Origin of the sequence: Vibrio sp. 10N.247.311.49 (assembly GCF_041467655.1) — a bacterium.
GTDB classification, from domain to species: domain Bacteria; phylum Pseudomonadota; class Gammaproteobacteria; order Enterobacterales; family Vibrionaceae; genus Vibrio; species Vibrio crassostreae_C.
Map to the genome: position 1 here is coordinate 209,879 of NZ_JBFSVA010000004.1, position 18,691 is coordinate 228,569.

At 45.1% G+C, this 18,691-nt stretch carries 17 protein-coding genes; 12 read left to right on the plus strand and 5 right to left on the minus strand.

The window, feature by feature from the left end; all coding sequences use genetic code 11:
* The first annotated feature begins 16 nt into the window (after positions 1-16).
* Positions 17-973, plus strand: a complete 957-nt coding sequence (gene thrB, locus AB6E54_RS06740; protein ID WP_032545653.1) for a homoserine kinase — start codon at positions 17-19, stop codon at positions 971-973.
* Complete coding sequence (gene thrC / locus AB6E54_RS06745) at positions 970-2,253, plus strand: threonine synthase (RefSeq protein WP_102394353.1); 1,284 nt, start codon at positions 970-972, stop codon at positions 2,251-2,253. Before thrB ends, thrC begins: the two co-directional genes overlap by 4 nt.
* 77 nt (positions 2,254-2,330) lie before the next feature.
* On the opposite strand, the gene grcA is transcribed toward thrC, so the two are convergent.
* Positions 2,331-2,708, minus strand: a complete 378-nt coding sequence (gene grcA, locus AB6E54_RS06750) for an autonomous glycyl radical cofactor GrcA (RefSeq protein WP_017059315.1) — start codon at positions 2,706-2,708, stop codon at positions 2,331-2,333.
* Between the two features lie 326 nt (positions 2,709-3,034).
* On the opposite strand from grcA, the gene nfo reads away from it, so the two are divergent.
* From nfo to AB6E54_RS06765, 3 genes are all read left to right on the plus strand, one after another.
* On the plus strand, positions 3,035-3,943 hold the full coding sequence (gene nfo, locus AB6E54_RS06755; RefSeq protein WP_102319761.1) for a deoxyribonuclease IV: 909 nt from the start codon (positions 3,035-3,037) through the stop codon (positions 3,941-3,943).
* Positions 3,944-4,340: 397 nt separating this feature from the next.
* A complete protein-coding gene (gene ung / locus AB6E54_RS06760) occupies positions 4,341-5,021 on the plus strand; it encodes a uracil-DNA glycosylase (protein ID WP_372106041.1) in 681 nt (226 codons plus the stop codon).
* An 86-nt stretch (positions 5,022-5,107) separates the two neighbouring features.
* Entirely contained in the window at positions 5,108-5,659 is a 552-nt protein-coding gene (locus AB6E54_RS06765; RefSeq protein WP_017070073.1) for a hemerythrin domain-containing protein, read from the plus strand.
* Positions 5,660-5,810: 151 nt separating this feature from the next.
* Here AB6E54_RS06765 and AB6E54_RS06770 read toward each other — a convergent pair whose 3' ends face one another.
* On the minus strand, positions 5,811-5,999 hold the full coding sequence (locus AB6E54_RS06770; RefSeq protein ID WP_017059319.1) for a DUF3545 family protein: 189 nt from the start codon (positions 5,997-5,999) through the stop codon (positions 5,811-5,813).
* A 709-nt stretch (positions 6,000-6,708) separates the two neighbouring features.
* Between AB6E54_RS06770 and AB6E54_RS06775 the strand changes: the two genes are divergently transcribed.
* Together AB6E54_RS06775 and yaaA are read left to right on the plus strand one after the other, a co-directional pair.
* Positions 6,709-8,136, plus strand: a complete 1,428-nt coding sequence (locus tag AB6E54_RS06775; protein ID WP_032545312.1) for a sodium:alanine symporter family protein — start codon at positions 6,709-6,711, stop codon at positions 8,134-8,136.
* Between the two features lie 208 nt (positions 8,137-8,344).
* Positions 8,345-9,121: a peroxide stress protein YaaA gene (gene yaaA, locus AB6E54_RS06780; protein WP_017059322.1), complete on the plus strand. Its 777-nt coding sequence runs from the start codon at positions 8,345-8,347 to the stop codon at positions 9,119-9,121.
* 115 nt (positions 9,122-9,236) lie between these two features.
* Here yaaA and srmB read toward each other — a convergent pair whose 3' ends face one another.
* Positions 9,237-10,502, minus strand: coding sequence for an ATP-dependent RNA helicase SrmB (gene srmB / locus AB6E54_RS06785; RefSeq protein WP_017059323.1), 1,266 nt, complete (start codon positions 10,500-10,502; stop codon positions 9,237-9,239).
* A gap of 107 nt (positions 10,503-10,609) precedes the next feature.
* Complete coding sequence (locus AB6E54_RS06790; protein WP_017062876.1) at positions 10,610-11,338, minus strand: tRNA1(Val) (adenine(37)-N6)-methyltransferase; 729 nt, start codon at positions 11,336-11,338, stop codon at positions 10,610-10,612.
* A gap of 314 nt (positions 11,339-11,652) precedes the next feature.
* Between AB6E54_RS06790 and brnQ the strand changes: the two genes are divergently transcribed.
* Positions 11,653-12,966, plus strand: a complete 1,314-nt coding sequence (brnQ, locus tag AB6E54_RS06795) for a branched-chain amino acid transport system II carrier protein (RefSeq protein ID WP_017059325.1) — start codon at positions 11,653-11,655, stop codon at positions 12,964-12,966.
* A 146-nt stretch (positions 12,967-13,112) separates the two neighbouring features.
* Here the strand turns inward: brnQ and fldB are convergent, their stop codons facing one another.
* Positions 13,113-13,634, minus strand: a complete 522-nt coding sequence (gene fldB / locus AB6E54_RS06800; protein WP_372106043.1) for a flavodoxin FldB — start codon at positions 13,632-13,634, stop codon at positions 13,113-13,115.
* Positions 13,635-13,784: 150 nt separating this feature from the next.
* Between fldB and xerD the strand changes: the two genes are divergently transcribed.
* The 4 genes from xerD (at position 13,785) to prfB (ending at position 18,657) form a co-directional block, all read left to right on the plus strand.
* On the plus strand, positions 13,785-14,699 hold the full coding sequence (gene xerD / locus AB6E54_RS06805; RefSeq protein WP_017059327.1) for a site-specific tyrosine recombinase XerD: 915 nt from the start codon (positions 13,785-13,787) through the stop codon (positions 14,697-14,699).
* 26 nt (positions 14,700-14,725) lie between these two features.
* Positions 14,726-15,505 carry a thioredoxin fold domain-containing protein gene (locus tag AB6E54_RS06810; protein ID WP_372117825.1) on the plus strand — a complete coding sequence of 260 codons (780 nt, stop codon included), beginning with the start codon at positions 14,726-14,728 and terminating at the stop codon, positions 15,503-15,505.
* Between the two features lie 80 nt (positions 15,506-15,585).
* Positions 15,586-17,322, plus strand: coding sequence for a single-stranded-DNA-specific exonuclease RecJ (gene recJ, locus AB6E54_RS06815; protein WP_372168806.1), 1,737 nt, complete (start codon positions 15,586-15,588; stop codon positions 17,320-17,322).
* A gap of 236 nt (positions 17,323-17,558) precedes the next feature.
* Positions 17,559-18,657 (plus strand): peptide chain release factor 2 gene (gene prfB / locus AB6E54_RS06820; protein ID WP_100208942.1). Its coding sequence is split into 2 segments (ribosomal slippage): positions 17,559-17,633 and positions 17,635-18,657, totalling 1,098 coding nucleotides; the frame shifts between segments, so codons are not numbered across the junction.
* The last annotated feature ends 34 nt before the right edge of the window (positions 18,658-18,691 follow it).

Genomic DNA, 18,691 nt, shown 5'->3' on the forward strand with positions numbered 1-18,691 from the left:
AATGAGTTCAAGTGATATGGATGTTGTCGTTTATGCTCCTGCATCAATCGGTAATGTCAGTGTAGGGTTTGATGTGCTGGGGGCCGCTGTGTCTCCAGTGGATGGCACGCTGCTAGGTGACCGAGTTATGGTTAAAGCCGGTGATGAACCATTCTCACTTAAAACTGCAGGCAGCTTTGTTTCTAAGCTGCCAACTGAAGCAAAAGAAAACATCGTTTACGACTGCTGGGTGGTGTTCTCTAGAGAGCTTGATAAAAAAGGCGTTACGCTAAAGCCTTTGGAAATGACGCTAGAAAAGAACATGCCTATCGGTTCAGGTTTGGGCTCTAGTGCATGTTCAATCGTCGCGGCACTGGATGCGCTAAACCGTTTTCACGGTCAGCCCCTGAATGAAACTGAACTGCTTGCTCTGATGGGTGAAATGGAAGGCAAGATTTCAGGTGGTATCCACTACGATAACGTTGCGCCATGTTACCTTGGTGGTGTGCAGCTCATGCTTGAAGAGCTAGGCATCATCAGCCAAGAAGTACCGTGTTTTGACGACTGGTACTGGGTAATGGCTTATCCGGGTATTAAGGTTTCAACGGCTGAAGCGAGAGAGATCCTACCATCTCAATATCGTCGTCAGGATATTATTGCTCATGGTCGTCACTTAGCGGGCTTTATCCACGCGTGTCATTCAGGTCAACCTGAACTGGCGGCGAAGATGATCAAAGACGTGATCGCTGAACCATATCGTGAGAAACTGCTTCCAGGGTTTGCTGATGCTCGTAAATACGCGCTGTCAGCTGGGGCACTGGCTACTGGTATTTCTGGTAGTGGTCCAACTCTATTTAGCATTTGCAAAGAACAAGATGTCGCCGAGCGTGTTGCACGCTGGTTAGAACAAAATTACGTACAAAATGAAGAAGGATTCGTTCACGTTTGTCGCCTAGATAAGCAGGGTTCGATCGTTACAGGAAGTGAGTTATGAAACTGTACAACATCAAAGAAAATGATGAACAAGTCTCTTTTGGCCAAGCCGTTCGTCAAGGCTTAGGCCGTAATCAAGGTCTATTTTTCCCATCTGAACTGCCAAAGTTTGATGATATCGATGCGCTGCTAGCAGAGGACTTTGTCCCTCGTAGCTCAAAGATTCTGTCAGCATTGATTGGTGATGAATTACCAAAAGAACAGATCGACCAAATGGTGGATGCAGCGTTCCAATTCCCTGCACCAATCAACCAAGTAAAAGACGGCGTTTACGCGCTTGAGCTTTTCCACGGTCCAACACTGGCGTTTAAAGATTTCGGTGGCCGCTTTATGGCTCAATCTTTAGCAGCTGTTTCTGATGGTGGTCAAATCACTATCTTAACGGCAACATCAGGTGATACTGGTGCGGCGGTTGCGCATGCTTTCTACGGCATGGAAAACATCAATGTTGTGATTCTTTACCCGAAAGGCAAGATCAGCCCACTGCAAGAGAAGCTGTTCTGTACGCTTGGCAAGAACATCCACACTGTGGCGATTGATGGTGACTTTGATGCGTGTCAGGCTCTAGTTAAAGACTCATTTGATGACGCTGAACTGCGTAAAGAGATCGGTCTTAATTCGGCAAACTCGATTAACATCAGCCGTTTAATGGCTCAGATCTGTTACTACTTTGAGGCGGCTTCTCAGCTGACTAAAGAGCAACGTGAAAACCTCGTTATCTCTGTACCAAGTGGTAACTTTGGTAACCTAACGGCTGGTCTATTGGCTAAAGCGCTAGGTCTACCTGTTAAGCGTTTTATCGCAGCAACTAACGAAAATGACACTGTTCCTCGTTACCTAGAAACAGGTCAATGGGATCCAAAACCGACTGTTGCGACAACATCGAACGCGATGGACGTAAGCCAACCAAACAACTGGCCTCGTATCGAAGAGCTTTGCCAACTGAAAGGTTGGGGCTTAGATACACTAGGCAAAGGTAAAGTATCTGACGAGCAGAGCGCTGAGTCAGTTCGCGACCTAAAAGCACAAGGTTACCTATGTGAACCACATGGTGCGATTGCTTACCGTCTACTGGAAGAGCAACTGCAAGAGAACGAAACTGGCTTGTTCCTGTGTACAGCACACCCAGCGAAATTCAAAGAAGTGGTTGATGACATCCTAGGTTCTGATATCGAACTGCCTGGCCCGCTAGCAAAACACGCGGCGATGGAATTGTTGTCTGAAGATCTTGATAACGATTTTGAAGCGCTAAAAGCTGTGCTTCGTCGAGTTCAACCGTAACGTCCATTTGTTTTTCGAACAAATAAAAACGGCGCTCAATGAGCGCCGTTTTTGTATTCTAATTTAAGCTCTAAAAATTATAGAGACTCAGTGAACGTACGTGCGATAACGTCACGTTGCTGTTCAGTTGTTAGAGAGTTGAAACGTACAGCGTAACCCGATACACGGATAGTTAGCTGTGGGTAGTTCTCTGGGTGAGCAACTGCGTCTTCTAGCGTTTCACGCTTAAGAACGTTAACGTTTAGGTGTTGACCACCTTCGATGCGTGGTGCTGCTTCGATTGCAACTTCACGGCTTTCGTACTCGCCTAGGTCTGCAGCTGAGATAACTTGGTCAGCTTCGAAACCTGCAGTAGCAACAACACAACGAGCTTCATTCTTCTCGCTATCTAGTAGCCAGATTGAGTTTAGTAGGTCATCGTTTGCTGCTTTAGTAATTTGAATACCTTGGATCATAACTATCTCCTAGTCCACTGAATGTGGTTTGATTATGGTGTTAACTTTCGATTTTTATTGAGCTGGGTAATATATACCTAATATTAGTAAGGTTAACATTGATTTAAGTCAAAAAACAACCAAAAACCATATTTTTACAAAGGTGATTATATTGAGGTAAATCAATAAAACCTTTGAAAACAAAGTAATTACAAAATATTTTAAAGTATAAAAAATATTTAACAGCCATATTTATTGTAAGTTTACTACATTTGTTGTGTTTTTATTGAACTACAACCGATACGACCCTTTATTTATTAAGCATTCTGAAAGTGTAAAGTGATTTAATGACAAACAATAATTCATCCTCAAAACCGGAAACAAATATTAAGTTTATTGGCGCTCATGTGTCGGCTGCTGGTGGTGTTGATCAGGCGCCTATGCGTGCACGTGAAATAGGTGCCAATGCGTTTGCACTGTTTACCAAGAACCAGAGACAGTGGGCGGCAAAACCACTAGAAGCGAAAACCATTAGTGCCTTTAAAGCCAATTGCAAAATGTTGGGCTACGGTGCTGAGCACATTCTTCCTCATGACTCCTACCTGATTAACCTAGGAGCGCCAGAAGAAGAGAAGCTAGAGAAATCACGTGCGGCTTTTATTGATGAAATGGAGCGTTGTAATCAACTTGGACTAACGCTTTTGAATTTTCATCCTGGGAGTCATTTAAAGAAAATCTCAGAAAGCGAATGTTTGGCGAAGATCGCTGAATCGATCAACCTAGCTCATCAAGCGGTACCTGACGTAATCGCAGTGATCGAGAATACGTCTGGGCAGGGCACTAATCTGGGTTGGAAGTTTGAACATCTAGCCGAGATTATCGAGCAGGTAGAAGATAAGTCACGTGTGGGTGTGTGCTTAGACACCTGCCATACGTTTACTGCTGGCTATGACTTACGTACAAAAGAGGCGTGTGAGCATACTTTTGCTGAGTTCGACCGCATCGTGGGTATGCACTATCTAAGAGCAATGCACATCAATGATTCAAAAGCTGAGTTCGCGAGCCGAGTCGATCGACACCATTCTTTAGGAAAAGGCGAAATTGGCTGGGATTGTTTTGAGTATATTGCCTCTGATTCTCGCTTTAATGGTATCCCTCTTATCTTGGAAACCATTGATTCGACGATCTGGAAAGAGGAAATTCAACAACTTAGAATGTTTCATCGCTCAGCAACGCTAGCGAGCGAACAAGCGTAATAATAGAGGGGGAAATTTATTTCCGTCTATTTCTAAAAATTGGCACCTTTCTTTCATAGTATTAAAGTGAATATGTAGTTCACGATGTCTTAGAGGAGGTGCCTTTATGTATTCAATCACCCAAACTTCAACTATTGCTGTCGCACGCCGTTTACCTACACCAAACCGTCACGTGCATAACCACGGCCACCATCGTACACAGCAGAAAAGTGGTTAATCGAGATAAGCACAACTTGAACTGATTATTATGATTCATCAACAAGTGAACCCTACACATCATGTTTATTGATAGCTGTATGAGGTATAACTAGAGCCTTATTTAGGACAGTTAGCCGATACAGCTATTTTTTTGTCTGGCGAAAGCCGCTAGAAACCTTGATGATTGGGAAGTAAAACGATGAGCGCACCAAAGACTTGGGAATCCATTATTAATGATGAACGTGATAAAGAGTACTTTCAGAGTGTCCTCGCGTTTGTTGAACAGCAACGTAATAGTGGTAAAGCCGTCTACCCGCCACAAGAACAGGTGTTCAGTGCCTTTGATATGACGCCTTTCGAATCCGTGCGAGTGGTTATCTTAGGGCAAGATCCTTATCACGGTGCTAACCAAGCTCACGGCTTAGCATTCTCAGTGCTTCCTGGTGTGAAAATCCCACCTTCTCTACGCAATATGTACAAAGAGCTTGCACAAGATATAGAGGGCTTTGAGATTCCTAGTCATGGTTATCTCGATTCTTGGGCATCGCAAGGGGTGTTGATGTTGAACACAGTCCTTACAGTCGAAGAGGCAAAAGCACACTCACATGCTAAGTGTGGCTGGGAAACCTTTACCGATGCCATTATTGCTGAGCTCAATCAGCGCTCTGAACCGATCATCTTTTTGTTGTGGGGCGCACACGCCCAGAAGAAAGGTCAAGCGATTGATGACGACAAGCATCATGTGTTGGTTGCACCTCACCCATCGCCATTATCGGCACGCCGTGGATTCTTCGGTTGTCAGCATTTCTCTACAACCAACAAGCTGCTTTCTTCTATGGATCAACAACCTATTGACTGGCGTTTACCAACAGAAGTGTAGATTGGTGGTTTTCTGAGCAGGGTCAAATCATAAATCAGCATATTCGTATACACTTATAAATAGTAGGTGTAATGGAGTGCAATACTATGATGATTGAAAGGATAAGACGAGAGCATGGCTATATGGCTCGTTTACTCGCGATACTCAACAGTAAGTTAGAGTTTCTGAAACAGGAGCGAGAAATAAACTATAGCCTGATCGCAGAGGTGGTTCATTACCTTATGAACCATTCAGACAAAGTGCATCACCCTAAAGAAGACGTCATTTATCGCTACTATCTTAAGCAATATGGCAGCGAGCAAGCGATTGAAGACTTGGAGTTAGAGCATCAATTGCTTTCTGAGAAAACGGCGGACTTTTTAGGTTTGGTCGATATGATCCTTCAAGATGCGGTGGTTCCTCAGCAAGTCTTTATTGAGCAGCTTGAAGCGTTTGTTAAGGCTCAGCGAAAGCACATGGAATATGAAGAGAAGCATGTGCTACCCATGATTGTTGAGGCGTTCACGGTGAAAGATTGGCAAGAAGTGGAGTCTCAATGGCTTCAACCGGAAGATGACCCTGTTTTTGGAGAGACCATCGCCGATCAATATCGCCAACTCGCGGCTCGGGTTCGACAAAATGAACAAGAGTGTGTTTAGCCCGTTGTAATGTTGAGGTGCACCTATTTTAGGTGTCCTCTATATTAGAGGGTTGGTTTCCAAATGGCGCTTTGAGCGGATTAACTACCTCAAAAAATAAAAAAGGCACCTATATAGGTGCCTTTTGCTATCTGATTTCTTATCGTGCTGATTAAAGTTTTATATCGTCAAGGCTAAAATCAAGACCTAGGTTCATCTCTCTCAGCTCTTTCTCAAGCTGCCTACGATCGTTGATGGCTTCGATTTCACGCCACTTACGCTTGAGTGGTTTCGAGCGTGATTTTTGAGTTACACGAGGCATTTCTAGTTCTGATACTTCATCGAATTGAAAGCTATCCATAAGCCATATCTCCTTCCGTGGGACTAGTTCTTACGAACCAATAAATATCATATTTAGGTTCACAATAACTTTGATTTGTTTCTCATTTGTTTCAAATCCATGAAGCTTTTGTTCTATTTTCTTATGCATGCTCACACATTGTGAGAATTATTATGTATAAAAAACAGGCAATCAAACCTAAGTAAACGATTAAATTGGGGGTTATTGAATGTTAATTCATTGTGCGAATGGAATAGCGTTTTGACTACAATGCATTGAAGTGCACATGGTACCGTGCGGTATAGGGATCTCATTGGCCTAGAAAAAAACGAAGATCTTCACTATACCTTGTAAAACCTAGGCTGACGTCATTTTTATAGGATGGTGTTCTTGTTGGGGTAGTGCCGTGGCTGTTGTTGATATTATGTCCCGATAATGTGACTTTTATTGGGCTGCATTGTTGAAAGTTGTGTTAACAAAAGGTGTGTTATTAGTGAAATGTCATTTTAATATAAGTGTATTTGCATATTGATTTTTAGGCCGTCTCGCTGCATTATCCGCCCGTCAAAAAATACACTGATACGTAAAATGGATGCATGAAGCGACATTTACAGTCTCAATCGCCGCAAGAATATAACAAGAGTGCCGACACAACATTGACAGAGGCATAGGCGATTAAGAGGAAGGCTAGGAAGCATGATCGGTGCTTAAACTCAATTACGAGGTTCACGTGACAGACTTAATCAATTTGATGAACGATCTCCTTTGGGGATCTATCTTAGTTTACTTACTGGTTGGTGTGGGTATCTACTTCACTGTACGACTAGGCTTCATTCAATTCCGCCATTTCGGCCACATGTTCTCTGTTCTTAGAAACAGCCGTAAAGCAGACAGTGCTGGTATCTCTTCTTTCCAAGCTCTTTGTACTAGTCTCGCTGCTCGTGTAGGTACGGGTAACATGGCAGGTGTTGCTGTAGCACTAACCGCTGGTGGCCCTGGTGCTATCTTCTGGATGTGGCTAATCGCAATGCTAGGTATGGCAACATCGTTTGCAGAAAGCACACTGGCACAGCTATACAAAACGCGTGATAACGACGGTAACTACCGCGGCGGCCCTGCATACTACATGGAGAAAGGCCTAGGCATGCGTTGGATGGGGGTTCTATTCTCTATCTTCCTCATCATTGCATTTGGTCTTGTATTCAACGCGGTTCAAGCGAACGCGATTGCAAGCGCAATGAATACGGCATTCGACCTTGAGCGTAGCTACGTTGGTGTTGGTATCGTAATCATCTCTGCGTTCGTTATCTTCGGTGGTATCCGTAAGATTGCACGCACAGCAGAAATCATCGTTCCAATCATGGCATTGGCTTACCTAGCGATCGCTATGTACGTGATGTTCGCGAACATCGAGAAAGTGCCTGAAGTACTGGCTCTTATCTTCAAGAGTGCATTCGGTCTGCAAGAAGCAGCAGCGGGTGGCCTAGGTTACGCAATCGCACAAGCGATGATTAACGGCATCAAACGTGGTTTGTTCTCGAACGAAGCGGGTATGGGTTCTGCGCCAAACGCAGCAGCTTCTGCTACGCCTTACCCACCGCACCCAGCATCACAAGGTTACGTGCAAATGCTAGGCGTGTTCATGGATACCATTGTTATCTGTTCAGCAACAGTCGCAATCATCCTGATGTCTGGTGAGTATGTACCACACGGTGAAGTAACGGGTATCGAACTAACGCAACGTGCACTAACAGCACAAGTGGGCGAATGGGGCGGCATTTTTGTAGCGGTAGCGATTTTCTTCTTCGCTTTCACTTCAATCATTGCAAACTACTCGTACGCTGAAACGAACCTTATCTTCCTTGAGCACAACAACAAGAAGGGCCTAGTGCTGTTCCGTATCGTTGTTCTGGGTATGGTTATGTTCGGTTCTCTAGCGACGTTACCAACGGTATGGGCACTGGCTGACGTATCGATGGGCCTAATGGCGATTGTTAACTTGGTGGCGATTATCCTGCTATCAGGTATCGTGATTAAGCTAGCGAAAGACTACAACCGCCAACTAGACGCGGGTAAAGTACCAACATTCGATTCGAATGACTTCCCAGAGCTTAAGTCTCAGCTGGAAGACGGTATTTGGGACAACAACAAGAAGTAATCTTGTTGGAGCGATAAACGGCTCATCCTAAAGTGATTAGAAAGGCTAAGGTTTCGACCTTAGCCTTTTTGTTTGCCTGTCATTTGTCTCATTCTGTCTATCGAAGCTCATTCTCCCTATCGAAGTAATAGGAAGAGTCATAAAGACAAGTTGATGTTTTTTCTATACTCTAGCAGCATCCAGTTAGATAACCGATTAGGGTAAAGTTATGTTAGTTGTCGTTTCTCCAGCCAAAACACTTGATTACGAATCACCATTAGCGACGGAACGCTTTAGTCAGCCTGAGTTTGTTGAACACTCTGCTGAGCTGATTGAAGAGTGCCGCAAACTGACGCCAGTAGATATTTCTGCACTGATGAAAGTCAGCGATAAAATCGCAGGGTTGAACGTAGCGCGCTTTGAGCAGTGGAGCGAGACCTTTACCCAAGACAACGCACGCCAAGCAATCCTAGCCTTTAAAGGCGATGTATACACTGGCCTAGACGCTGAAACGCTATCGGATGAAGATTTTGACTACGCACAAGACCACCTGCGCATGCTTTCTGGGTTATATGGCTTGCTTAAGCCATTAGATTTGATGCAGCCATACCGCCTAGAGATGGGTACACGCTTAGCCAATGCTCGTGGTACTAACTTGTACCAGTTCTGGGGCAACATCATCACAGACAAGCTGAATGAAGCGTTGAATGCTCAAGGCGACAATGTGTTGATCAACTTGGCGTCTAACGAATACTTTAAAGCCGTGAAGCCGAAGAACTTGGATGGCCAAGTGATTACCCCTGTATTCAAAGACTGCAAGAACGGTCAGTACAAGGTGATCAGTTTCTACGCGAAGAAAGCGCGTGGCATGATGGCTCGCTACATCATCGAGAACAAGATCGACTCGGTTGAGGCGCTGACCCAGTTTGATACGGCGGGCTACTACTTCGTTGAAGAAGAGTCGAACGCGAAAGAGCTTGTCTTTAAGCGCGAAGAGCAAAACTAGTAGTCCTTGGCTAACGAGTAGCTCTCGGTTTTAGCCTGATAACAGACCAGATAGAGAAAAGCCCCATGCAGCGAACTGCATGGGGCTTTTTTATTGAATCGTTGAAGCTGGTAGATTACTTCTTCTTTGCTGCTTTCTTTTTCTTCGCGATTTTTTTCTTCTTCGCGATTTTTTGTTTCTCTACCGCTTTCTTATCTTCTTTCTTCGGCTTCTTCTTCTTAGTCACGGCCGCTTTCTTATGCGTAGGGCGCATGCCTTCGATGAAGCGTTCTTTGATTGGTTCGTCTGTGTAACGAGCCACACGCTCAATCATTAGTTGATCGTGCGCTTCAATGATAGAAACCGCGTTACCTTTTTTACCAGCACGAGCCGTACGGCCAATACGGTGTAGGTATACGTCAGCAGTACGTGGCATGTCGTAGTTGATTACGTGGCTTACGTCTGGAAGGTCGATACCACGAGCAGCAACGTCAGTCGCTAGTAGTACGTTTACAGAGCCGTCACGGAAACGAGCAATCGCGTTGTTACGACGATCTTGAGGCATTTCACCTTGGATCCACGCACATGGAATTTGCGCGCTTTCAAGTTGAGCTCGTAGATCACCTAGACGATCACGCGTCTTCAAGAATACGATGCTGCGCTCAGCTTGCTCTGTGATGACGTGCTTTAGGATGTTCAGCTTGTGCTCTGCTGTGTCTGCACGGTGGTACCACTGAGTGATCTTCTTACGCTCACGAAGTGATGATTTCGCATCGATCTCCGCTGGGTTTTTCAGTAGATCTTCAGTGAAGCCTTCAATGCCTTTACCTTCTAGCGTTGCTGAGAACAGTAAAGTTTGTTTACGCCAGCGACACTCTGCAGACAGACGGTCAACAACAGGACCAAAGCCCATGTCTAGCATGCGGTCGGCTTCATCTAGAACCAGCCATTCAATCGCACGACAGTCAAAACGCTCGCCTTCAATGTATTCCATCAAACGGCCAGGTGTTGCTACTACGATATCTTGAGTGGTACTTAAGATATCTGCGTGCTCTTGGTACATCACACCGCCCGTGATCGTGAAGATATTTAGGCTGGTGTATTTAGCAAGCTCACGTGCTTGTTCGGTGATCTGCATTGCTAGCTCACGCGTTGGCGTCAGGATAAGCATACGTGCAGGGCCAGATTTTTTACGTGGGAAATCCAGTAGGTATTGCAGTGCTGGCAATACAAATGATGCTGTTTTACCAGTACCTGTTGGCGCAGAAGCCAAAACGTCTCTTCCATCTAACGCTTGTGGGATTGCTTCAGCTTGTATCTGTGTTGGACGTTCGTAGCCCATTTCGTCAATTGCTTTAAGCAGCTCTTGGTTTAGATCGAGTTCTGCAAAGGTTCTGATCACTGTTGTTTCTCCACAAGCAATAAATGTTTCTGCCTCAAAAAGCAGACGATAAAAAAGAGTAGTCGGACATTATAGAAGCATTAGTGATTAGGATCACATGGTATTTGCTACATCTTGAGATAAAAATCTTTAGTGAGCGCAATAAATGCTTCGCTATAACCACCTTGATGGTGAATTGTAAGCGATTCGCGCTGCAAATCTTGCTCGCAAGCAGGATCTTTAGATAACTCGAATAAAATTCGGCTAGCTGGCTTTTTATCTGTTGTTTTTACATCAAGGCGTTTTGCTAGATACCAACCACATTGCTCGGCAAGCTTGATAAAACCTTCCCCCTCAGGCGTCGGTAGGATGAAACTGGCAGTCGCGGCGTCGGTTGTTATCTCGAAACAACGCTGGGCAAGCGCTAAATGATCCAAGCTGTCGGTGTGCCTGGCGGTGGCTCTTTGGCTTTGCTGCGCCTGTTCTCCAGAGTTGAAGTAGGGCGGGTTACAGATGATCGCATCAAACCTTTGTGGAAAGTCGGTTGTTAACACGCTGCCGTGATCAAGGGAGATACGATTTTGCCAAGGCGACTGCTCAATATTGACAGTGGCAGCATCAATAGCGTGTTGATCAATATCTATCGCAGAGATTGAAGCATCTTCAAAACGCTGCGCAGCCATCAAAGCCAGCAGACCTGTCCCGGTTCCAATATCGAGTACACATGATCTTTGTGGCAGGCTTACCCACGCGCCAAGTAATACGCCATCGGTACTGACTGGCATACCGCTTTTCCCGCCGTAAATTGAGAATTGCTTAAAATTGAAGCTTTTAGTTTGCACTGTTTTGTCTTTCATTAATGTTCTGAGTATCGAGATATTTTAAGTGATTAGCTCTAATGTTAACCGCTTGTATGAATCAATGTTCTGCTTGGAAGAATATTGTTGTGCATTATGGTTAGTTTATAATTGTGGCTATTTTTCTATAGCTAGTGGAATCCACTGCTTTTTGTTCTCATATGCAAATTTATATGGTGTTTTTGTGTGGTGACTTGCAGCTAGCCAGTTGTTTCGTCATTATGCGCGACTATTTTATAGATTGATTGGCAGCTTTGAGCTGTAACATTCATGTAAGCACAACATAAATTCATAAATATAATTAAGGATTATCTGTGAAACAGAGTCTAAAACTAACAGATATAATGGCATTGGGCTTTATGCTTTTTGCGTTTTTCTTGGGTGCGGGTAACATCATCTTCCCACCTCTAGCTGGCCAATTAGCCGGTGATCACTTCCTTCCAGCGATGTCTGGTTTTCTGCTGACTGCCGTTGGTCTGCCGTTAATCACTATCGTCGCGGTCGCAGTGGCTGGTGGCTCTTGGGGTCACTTAACTAAAGATCTTCCTAAGAAAGCAGCAACCATCATGGCTGTACTGATCTTTATCATTATCGGTCCTGCATTTGCTGCACCGCGTACTGGCCTTGTTGCCTATGAGATGGCGGTGAAACCGTTCTTCATCGATGCCTCTCAAGCTCACCTAACTCTCTTTTCGATTGCATTTTTTGCAGTAGCGATGTTCTTCTCATGGTCGCAAGGTAAGCTTATTGACGTCATTGGTAAGGTGCTAACACCTGCACTGTTCGTTGGTTTGGTTGTGCTGGCGATTGCTGTATTCGTTAACCCTCAAGGCGATATTCTTGCGGCTCACGGTGAGTACATCACTCAACCACTAACCAAAGGTTTCCTTGAAGGCTACAACACCATGGATACTTTTGCTTCTTTGATGTTTGGTATGCTGATTGTTGATGCGATTCGTAGCAAGGGCATTACTGACCGTGCAGCGACGACTAAGTACCTAATTAGCGCGGGTTGTATTGCCGCAGCGGGTCTGGCGTTTGTTTACATCTCTCTATTTTTCCTAGGCGCAACAAGTGCAACAGTCGCAGCTGGTGCAGACAATGGCGGTGCTATTTTAAGCCTATACGTTCAATCGTTGTTTGGTCCTTCTGGTCAGCTAGTGCTTTCTGTGATCGTACTATTAGCATGTCTAACTACGGCGATTGGCCTTGTGTCAGCATGTTCTGATTACTTCAGCTCGCTAACGCCTCTGTCTTACAAGACTTGGGTAATCATCAATGGTGTAGCTTGTGCAACCGTTGCGAACGTTGGTCTTTCTCAACTGATTTCTCTGTCTGTTCCAGTACTGTTTGCACTGTACCCAGTCGCTATCGCGTTGGTTGCTCTGACATTCTTACGTAGCCGTTTCCCTAATCCAAAAGCGGCTTACCGCGTAGTGGTATTAGTGTCACTGCTGTTTGCTCTTATTGATGGCGCTAAAGTAGCGGGTGTAGACGTGTCTGCACTTAAGATGCTGCCACTGTTTGAGATCGGTATGGGTTGGTTGCTTCCAACAACGGCTGCAATCATCTGTATGTTCTTTGTTGGCAAGTCAACAGAACAAGAGATGGCTGAAGAGACTGTTTAATCTTCCGTTGAGATTAGATTGTCCTTCGAGATGAAATAGAAAAGGCCTCATTACTTCGCAGTAATGAGGCCTTTTTGTATTCTGTGGTCTTTTTATATCCAGCTAGTTACTTGGTTAGCTACTTAGCCGGGAGTACTTCTGTTTGGTTATAGCTTTTCGCTGTACTCAACCAGTACTTGCTCAACCCAGCTTTCGATACGGTCGTCGCTTAGCTCGTATTGTGAATCTTCATCAAGCGCCAAACCAACGAATTGAGATTTGTCTTCGGTTAACGCTTTAGACGCTTCGAACTCGTAGCTGTCATCGTTTGGCCAGAAGCCAACAAACTCTGCACCCGCGGTTTTCAGTTCATCATGCAATAGACCCATCGCATCTAGGAACCATTCGCCGTAGCCTTCTTGGTCACCCAAACCAAACAGAGCCACAACCTTGCCTTCCATAGGCGTGGTTGCGATGTCTTCCCACAGTTCATTCCAATCTTCTTGGATTTCACCGAAGTCCCAAGTCGAGATGCCCAGCAATAAAAGGTCGTAGTCCGCCATCAATGAAAGAGGGCTTTCTTTCACGTTATGGATATCAACTAGGTCTTCACCAATAATGCCGCGAATTTTCTCTGCTGCCATTTCTGTGTAGCAGGTGGTTGAGCCGTAAAATAATCCAATTTTCATAGCAAACGTTCGATTTTAATTTCAGATGGCGAATTCTAACCATAAATCGACTTCGATTGCAGCGATTATCCGCTCAAGTCGTAATTTTTATGGCATTCATATTTGCTCTGGCATACTCTCAAAACAGTTTCCAATATTGTGAGTAACACTATGCAGTCGCCTCAAGGGCAGAGCGCAGACCACGGTCTCGTTGAGCAGTTTTTAGATGCTATGTGGATGGAGCGAGGATTATCGGAGAATACGCTTGTCTCGTACCGTACCGATTTGTCCAAGTTATTAGCGTGGATGGAAAAGAACAATTACCGCCTCGACTTCATTAGCCTTTCAGGTTTACAGGATTATCAAGGCTGGTTAGCCGACGCCGATTTTAAGCAGACCTCTCGTGCCCGTATGTTGTCGGCGATTCGTCGCTTGTTCCAATATTTGCACCGCGAGAAAATCAGAGGCGATGATCCAAGTGCCTTGTTGATCAGCCCGAAGCTGCCGCAACGCTTGCCGAAAGATTTGAGCGAAGAACAGGTTGATGCTTTGCTCGATGCGCCAGATCCGAACGATCCGATTGAGCTTCGCGATAAGGCGATGCTTGAGTTACTCTATGCAACCGGTTTGCGTGTGACAGAACTGGTTAGCTTGACGATGGAAAACATCAGCCTAAGGCAGGGCGTGGTGCGTGTTATTGGTAAGGGTGGCAAAGAGCGCTTAGTACCAATGGGCGAAAATGCGGTGGATTGGATAGAGACTTTTATTGAACAGGGTCGTCCACATCTACTTGGCGAAAACAGTTCTGATGTGGTTTTTCCGAGTAAACGCGCCAAGCAAATGACCCGTCAGACGTTCTGGTATCGTATTAAGCACTACTCGGTCGTCGCTGGGATCGATACAGAGCTGTTGTCACCACACGTATTGAGACACGCTTTTGCGACGCATTTACTGAACTATGGCGCAGATCTCAGGGTCGTACAGATGTTACTTGGGCATAGTGACTTATCGACAACCCAAATTTATACTCACGTGGCGACTGAAAGGCTCAAGCAAATTCACGCGCAGCATCACCCACGTGCTTAAATCCATTTATTTTTAAGGTGAACTTAATGAGCGTATTACGCCGTCTTCCTCTACTAGCGCTTCCTCTTATGATTACTGCATGTAATGCATCAGAAGCGAAAGTAGAAACAACATCAACAGCCGTAGAAGCTGCTCCAGCTCAAGCTATTGATACAGTTGCGTTAACTAAGCGTTTTGAAAAAATCGGTATTAAGGTCGATAAGATTGTGCCTTCGGATATCGATGGTCTTTTAGAAGTTCAAACCAACAGCGGCATTATCTTTTCTTCTCCAGAGGGCGATCACTTTCTAGCCGGCACTCTTTACTCTTTGGATGAAAACGGAAAGTTCAGTGATGTTTTGGCTGAGCGTCAAGCTCCGCTGAATGCTGAAAAAGTGGCAGCGATGTCGGATACGGTTATTGAATACAAAGCCGATAACGAAAAGTATGTTGTGACGGTATTTACTGACATTACGTGCGGCTACTGTGTTCGTCTGCACAGCCAAATGCAAGGCTACAACGATTTGGGTATCACCGTTCGTTACATGGCTTACCCACGCCAAGGTGCGACAGGGCAAGTTGCCGATCAAATGGCAGCAATCTGGGCGTCAGATGATCCAAAAACAGCGATGCATGACGCTAAAGTAAACCGTCAAATGCCAGCGTCTGGTAAAGACCTAGCAGAGCAAAAGCAGATCATTGCTAAACAATACCAACTGGGTCGTGAGCTTGGCATCAATGGCACACCGGCTATCGTGCTAGCAAGTGGTGAGTTGGTGAGTGGTTACTTACCGCCAGCACAACTTCTTCAACGTTTAGAGCAATAATCTCGTTTTCTGTATTGCCAATTTATCCCCCATGTTTTTGATTTAAGGAGTGGCCTGATTGATATCGGGCCCATTTTTATATGATAGAGATCCAACGCCGTCCTGAGGTCGACATTTCAGTCTTACCTGCTCACTTACCTGACTTGTTAAAGCGCATTTATGTGAGTCGTGGAATCGACAGTGCCGACCAACTAGAGACAGCAGCGAAAGGCTTGCACTCTTATCAAAAACTGGGCGGCATTGATGCTGCGGTTGAGCTGTTGTTCAAAGCTATTCAGCAGCAAAAACGCATCATCATTGTTGGTGACTTTGATGCCGATGGCGCGACCAGCTCGGCGCTGTCTGTTTTAGCGTTACGTATGCTCGGCAGCTCTAACGTCGACTATCTGGTACCAAACCGTTTTGAAGATGGTTATGGCTTGAGCCCTGAGGTTGTTGAACAGGCAATCGAGCTTGGTGCTGAAGTGATCATGACGGTCGACAACGGTGTATCTTCAATTGAAGGTGTTCGCTTTGCTAAAGAGAAAGGGCTAGAGGTTCTGGTTACCGATCATCACTTGCCGGGCAATGAACTGCCAATGGTCGATGCTATGGTTAACCCAAACCTTGAAAGTTGTGCTTTTCCTTCGAAAGCCCTAGCGGGGGTTGGTGTCGCTTTTTACCTGATGATGGCATTGTGTGTTCACATGCGTAAATTGGGTTGGTTTGCAGAGCGCGGCATGACAGAACCTAAGTTGATGGAACTGATTGACCTTGTGGCGCTGGGTACGGTTGCCGACGTGGTTCCACTCGATGAAAACAACCGAATTTTAGTTCATCAAGGTTTGCAACGTATTCGTGCGGGTAAAGCTCGTCCGGGCATTCAAGCCTTGATCGAAATTGCTAAGCGAGACGCTAAGCGTTTGGTGGCGTCTGACTTTGGCTTTGCTCTTGGTCCTCGTATCAATGCAGCTGGTCGATTAGACGACATGTCTTTTGGTGTTGAGCTGCTAATGAGTAACAACATCCATGCGGCTCGTCGAATGGCGAGTGAGTTAGATGGCTTGAACCAAACACGTAAAGAGATCGAAGAGGGTATGAAGCAAGAAGCGATGGCTTTTTGTGAGCGCCTTGAATTTGGTAAAGACGACCTACCTTCTGGCTTGGCACTATTCCAACGTGATTGGCACCAAGGTGTGATTGGTATTTTGGCTTCGCGTATCAAAGACAAATACCACCGCCCAGTGATTGCGTTTGCAGATGGCGGCGAAGGCAGTATCAAAGGTTCATGTCGTTCAATTCCGGGTCTGCACATGCGTGATGCATTGGACCGAATTGATACTCAAAACCCTGGCTTGATTCTTAAATTTGGTGGCCACGCAATGGCGGCTGGTTTAACCATCATGGAAAAGGACTTTGAACGCTTCAGCAAGCTGTTCAATGATGTGGTGAAGAATGAACTTGGAGAAACAGCACTGAAGGGCATTATCTTGTCTGATGGTGAGCTGTTACCAGAAGAGTTCTCGATGCACACCGCTGAAACGCTGCGTTCAGGTGGCCCGTGGGGACAAGCTTTCCCTGAGCCAATCTTCGATGGTGAATTTAAAGTACTGCATCAAAAGTTGGTGGGTGAAAAACATCTTAAGTTGATGTTGGAGCCGCTCTACAAAGGTCACCCGACCAATGTGATGATTGATGGTATCGCCTTTAATGTGGACCTACGCCGCTGGTCTGATGCTTCGGTGAAAACTGTGCACCTTGCATTTAAGCTCGATATTAACGAGTTTCGTGGCAACCAATCTTTGCAGCTGATGATTGATTACATCGAGGCCAAATAGTTCTTTTTAGACTCAACAATTCTCATCATATAGCGCCAAATTCAACAAGCTTTGTTCAAAAACAGAGCTTGTTCTCTTCCCTTCCCTTACAAATTTTACGTGTTTTTTCTGCCTGTCAATTTTATATCCCATTAAGTTATTGAATCTTGGTTCACCGCTCTAAAAAATTCTGTATCTCCGTCACACTTTTGAGTACAATTCTTCGGTTAAATTCTACTCATAAATGATGAGCTAAAATGTTTGAAATCAATCCTATAAAAAACCGTCTGCAGGATGTGTCTGAGCGCACAAATATCCTGAGGGGGTATCTTTGACTATGACGCTAAGAAAGAGCGTCTAGAAGAAGTAAACGCAGAATTAGAACAACCGGATGTATGGAACGAACCTGAGCGTGCTCAAGCGCTAGGTAAAGAACGTTCTGCATTGGAAGCGGTAGTAGAAACAATCGACCAACTTGACCAGGGCGTTGAGGATGTTGATGGCCTATTAGAGCTTGCGGTTGAAGAAGAAGATCAAGAAACGTTCGATGAAATTGAACCAGAACTGGCCGAGCTTGAAGCTAAGCTAGAGAAGCTGGAATTCCGTCGTATGTTCTCTGGTGATCACGATGCATCAGATTGCTACATCGATTTACAGTCAGGCTCGGGCGGTACAGAAGCTCAAGACTGGACTTCAATGATGTTGCGTATGTACTTACGTTGGGCTGATTCGAAAGGCTTCAAGACTGAAGTTATCGAGGTGTCTGATGGTGATGTTGCTGGCCTTAAAGGTGCAACGGTACGTATCTCTGGTGAGTACGCTTACGGTTGGTTACGTACAGAGACTGGTGTTCACCGTCTAGTTCGTAAGTCACCATTTGATTCAAGTGGTCGTCGTCATACTTCATTTGCCTCTGCGTTTATCTATCCTGAGATTGATGACAACATTACGATCGACATTAATCCTTCTGACTTACGTATTGATGTATACCGTGCCTCTGGCGCTGGTGGTCAGCACGTAAACACCACGGAATCAGCGGTACGTATTACTCACGTTCCGACTAACACCGTGGTTCAGTGTCAGAATGACCGTTCGCAGCATAAGAACAAAGATCAAGCGATGAAGCAGCTACGTGCTAAGCTTTTTGAACTTGAGATTCAAAAACAAAATGCTGAAAAACAAGCGAGCGAAGAAACGAAATCAGACATCGGTTGGGGCAGTCAGATCCGCTCTTACGTACTGGATGATTCTCGTATCAAAGATTTACGCACCGGCATCGAAAACCGTAACACTCAAGCGGTTCTTGACGGTGACTTAGACAAGTTTATTGAAGCTAGCCTGAAATCAGGTCTGTAAGCTTTATCAACTATTAAGCTTTACCAATAATATT

Excerpts from the sequence above, each read along its gene's own strand:
- fldB (WP_372106043.1), bottom strand. The coding sequence starts at position 13,634 with ATGAAAATTGGATTATTTTACGGCTCAACCACCTGCTACACAGAAATG.
- AB6E54_RS06810 (WP_372117825.1), top strand. The coding sequence starts at position 14,726 with ATGAGCGTATTACGCCGTCTTCCTCTACTAGCGCTTCCTCTTATGATT.
- thrB (WP_032545653.1), top strand. The coding sequence starts at position 17 with ATGGATGTTGTCGTTTATGCTCCTGCATCAATCGGTAATGTCAGTGTA.
- yaaA (WP_017059322.1), top strand. The coding sequence starts at position 8,345 with ATGTTAGTTGTCGTTTCTCCAGCCAAAACACTTGATTACGAATCACCA.
- nfo (WP_102319761.1), top strand. The coding sequence starts at position 3,035 with ATGACAAACAATAATTCATCCTCAAAACCGGAAACAAATATTAAGTTT.
- thrC (WP_102394353.1), top strand. The coding sequence starts at position 970 with ATGAAACTGTACAACATCAAAGAAAATGATGAACAAGTCTCTTTTGGC.
- AB6E54_RS06765 (WP_017070073.1), top strand. The coding sequence starts at position 5,108 with ATGATGATTGAAAGGATAAGACGAGAGCATGGCTATATGGCTCGTTTA.
- ung (WP_372106041.1), top strand. The coding sequence starts at position 4,341 with ATGAGCGCACCAAAGACTTGGGAATCCATTATTAATGATGAACGTGAT.
- AB6E54_RS06770 (WP_017059319.1), bottom strand. The coding sequence starts at position 5,999 with ATGGATAGCTTTCAATTCGATGAAGTATCAGAACTAGAAATGCCTCGT.
- grcA (WP_017059315.1), bottom strand. The coding sequence starts at position 2,708 with ATGATCCAAGGTATTCAAATTACTAAAGCAGCAAACGATGACCTACTA.
- xerD (WP_017059327.1), top strand. The coding sequence starts at position 13,785 with ATGCAGTCGCCTCAAGGGCAGAGCGCAGACCACGGTCTCGTTGAGCAG.
- AB6E54_RS06790 (WP_017062876.1), bottom strand. The coding sequence starts at position 11,338 with ATGAAAGACAAAACAGTGCAAACTAAAAGCTTCAATTTTAAGCAATTC.
- recJ (WP_372168806.1), top strand. The coding sequence starts at position 15,586 with ATGATAGAGATCCAACGCCGTCCTGAGGTCGACATTTCAGTCTTACCT.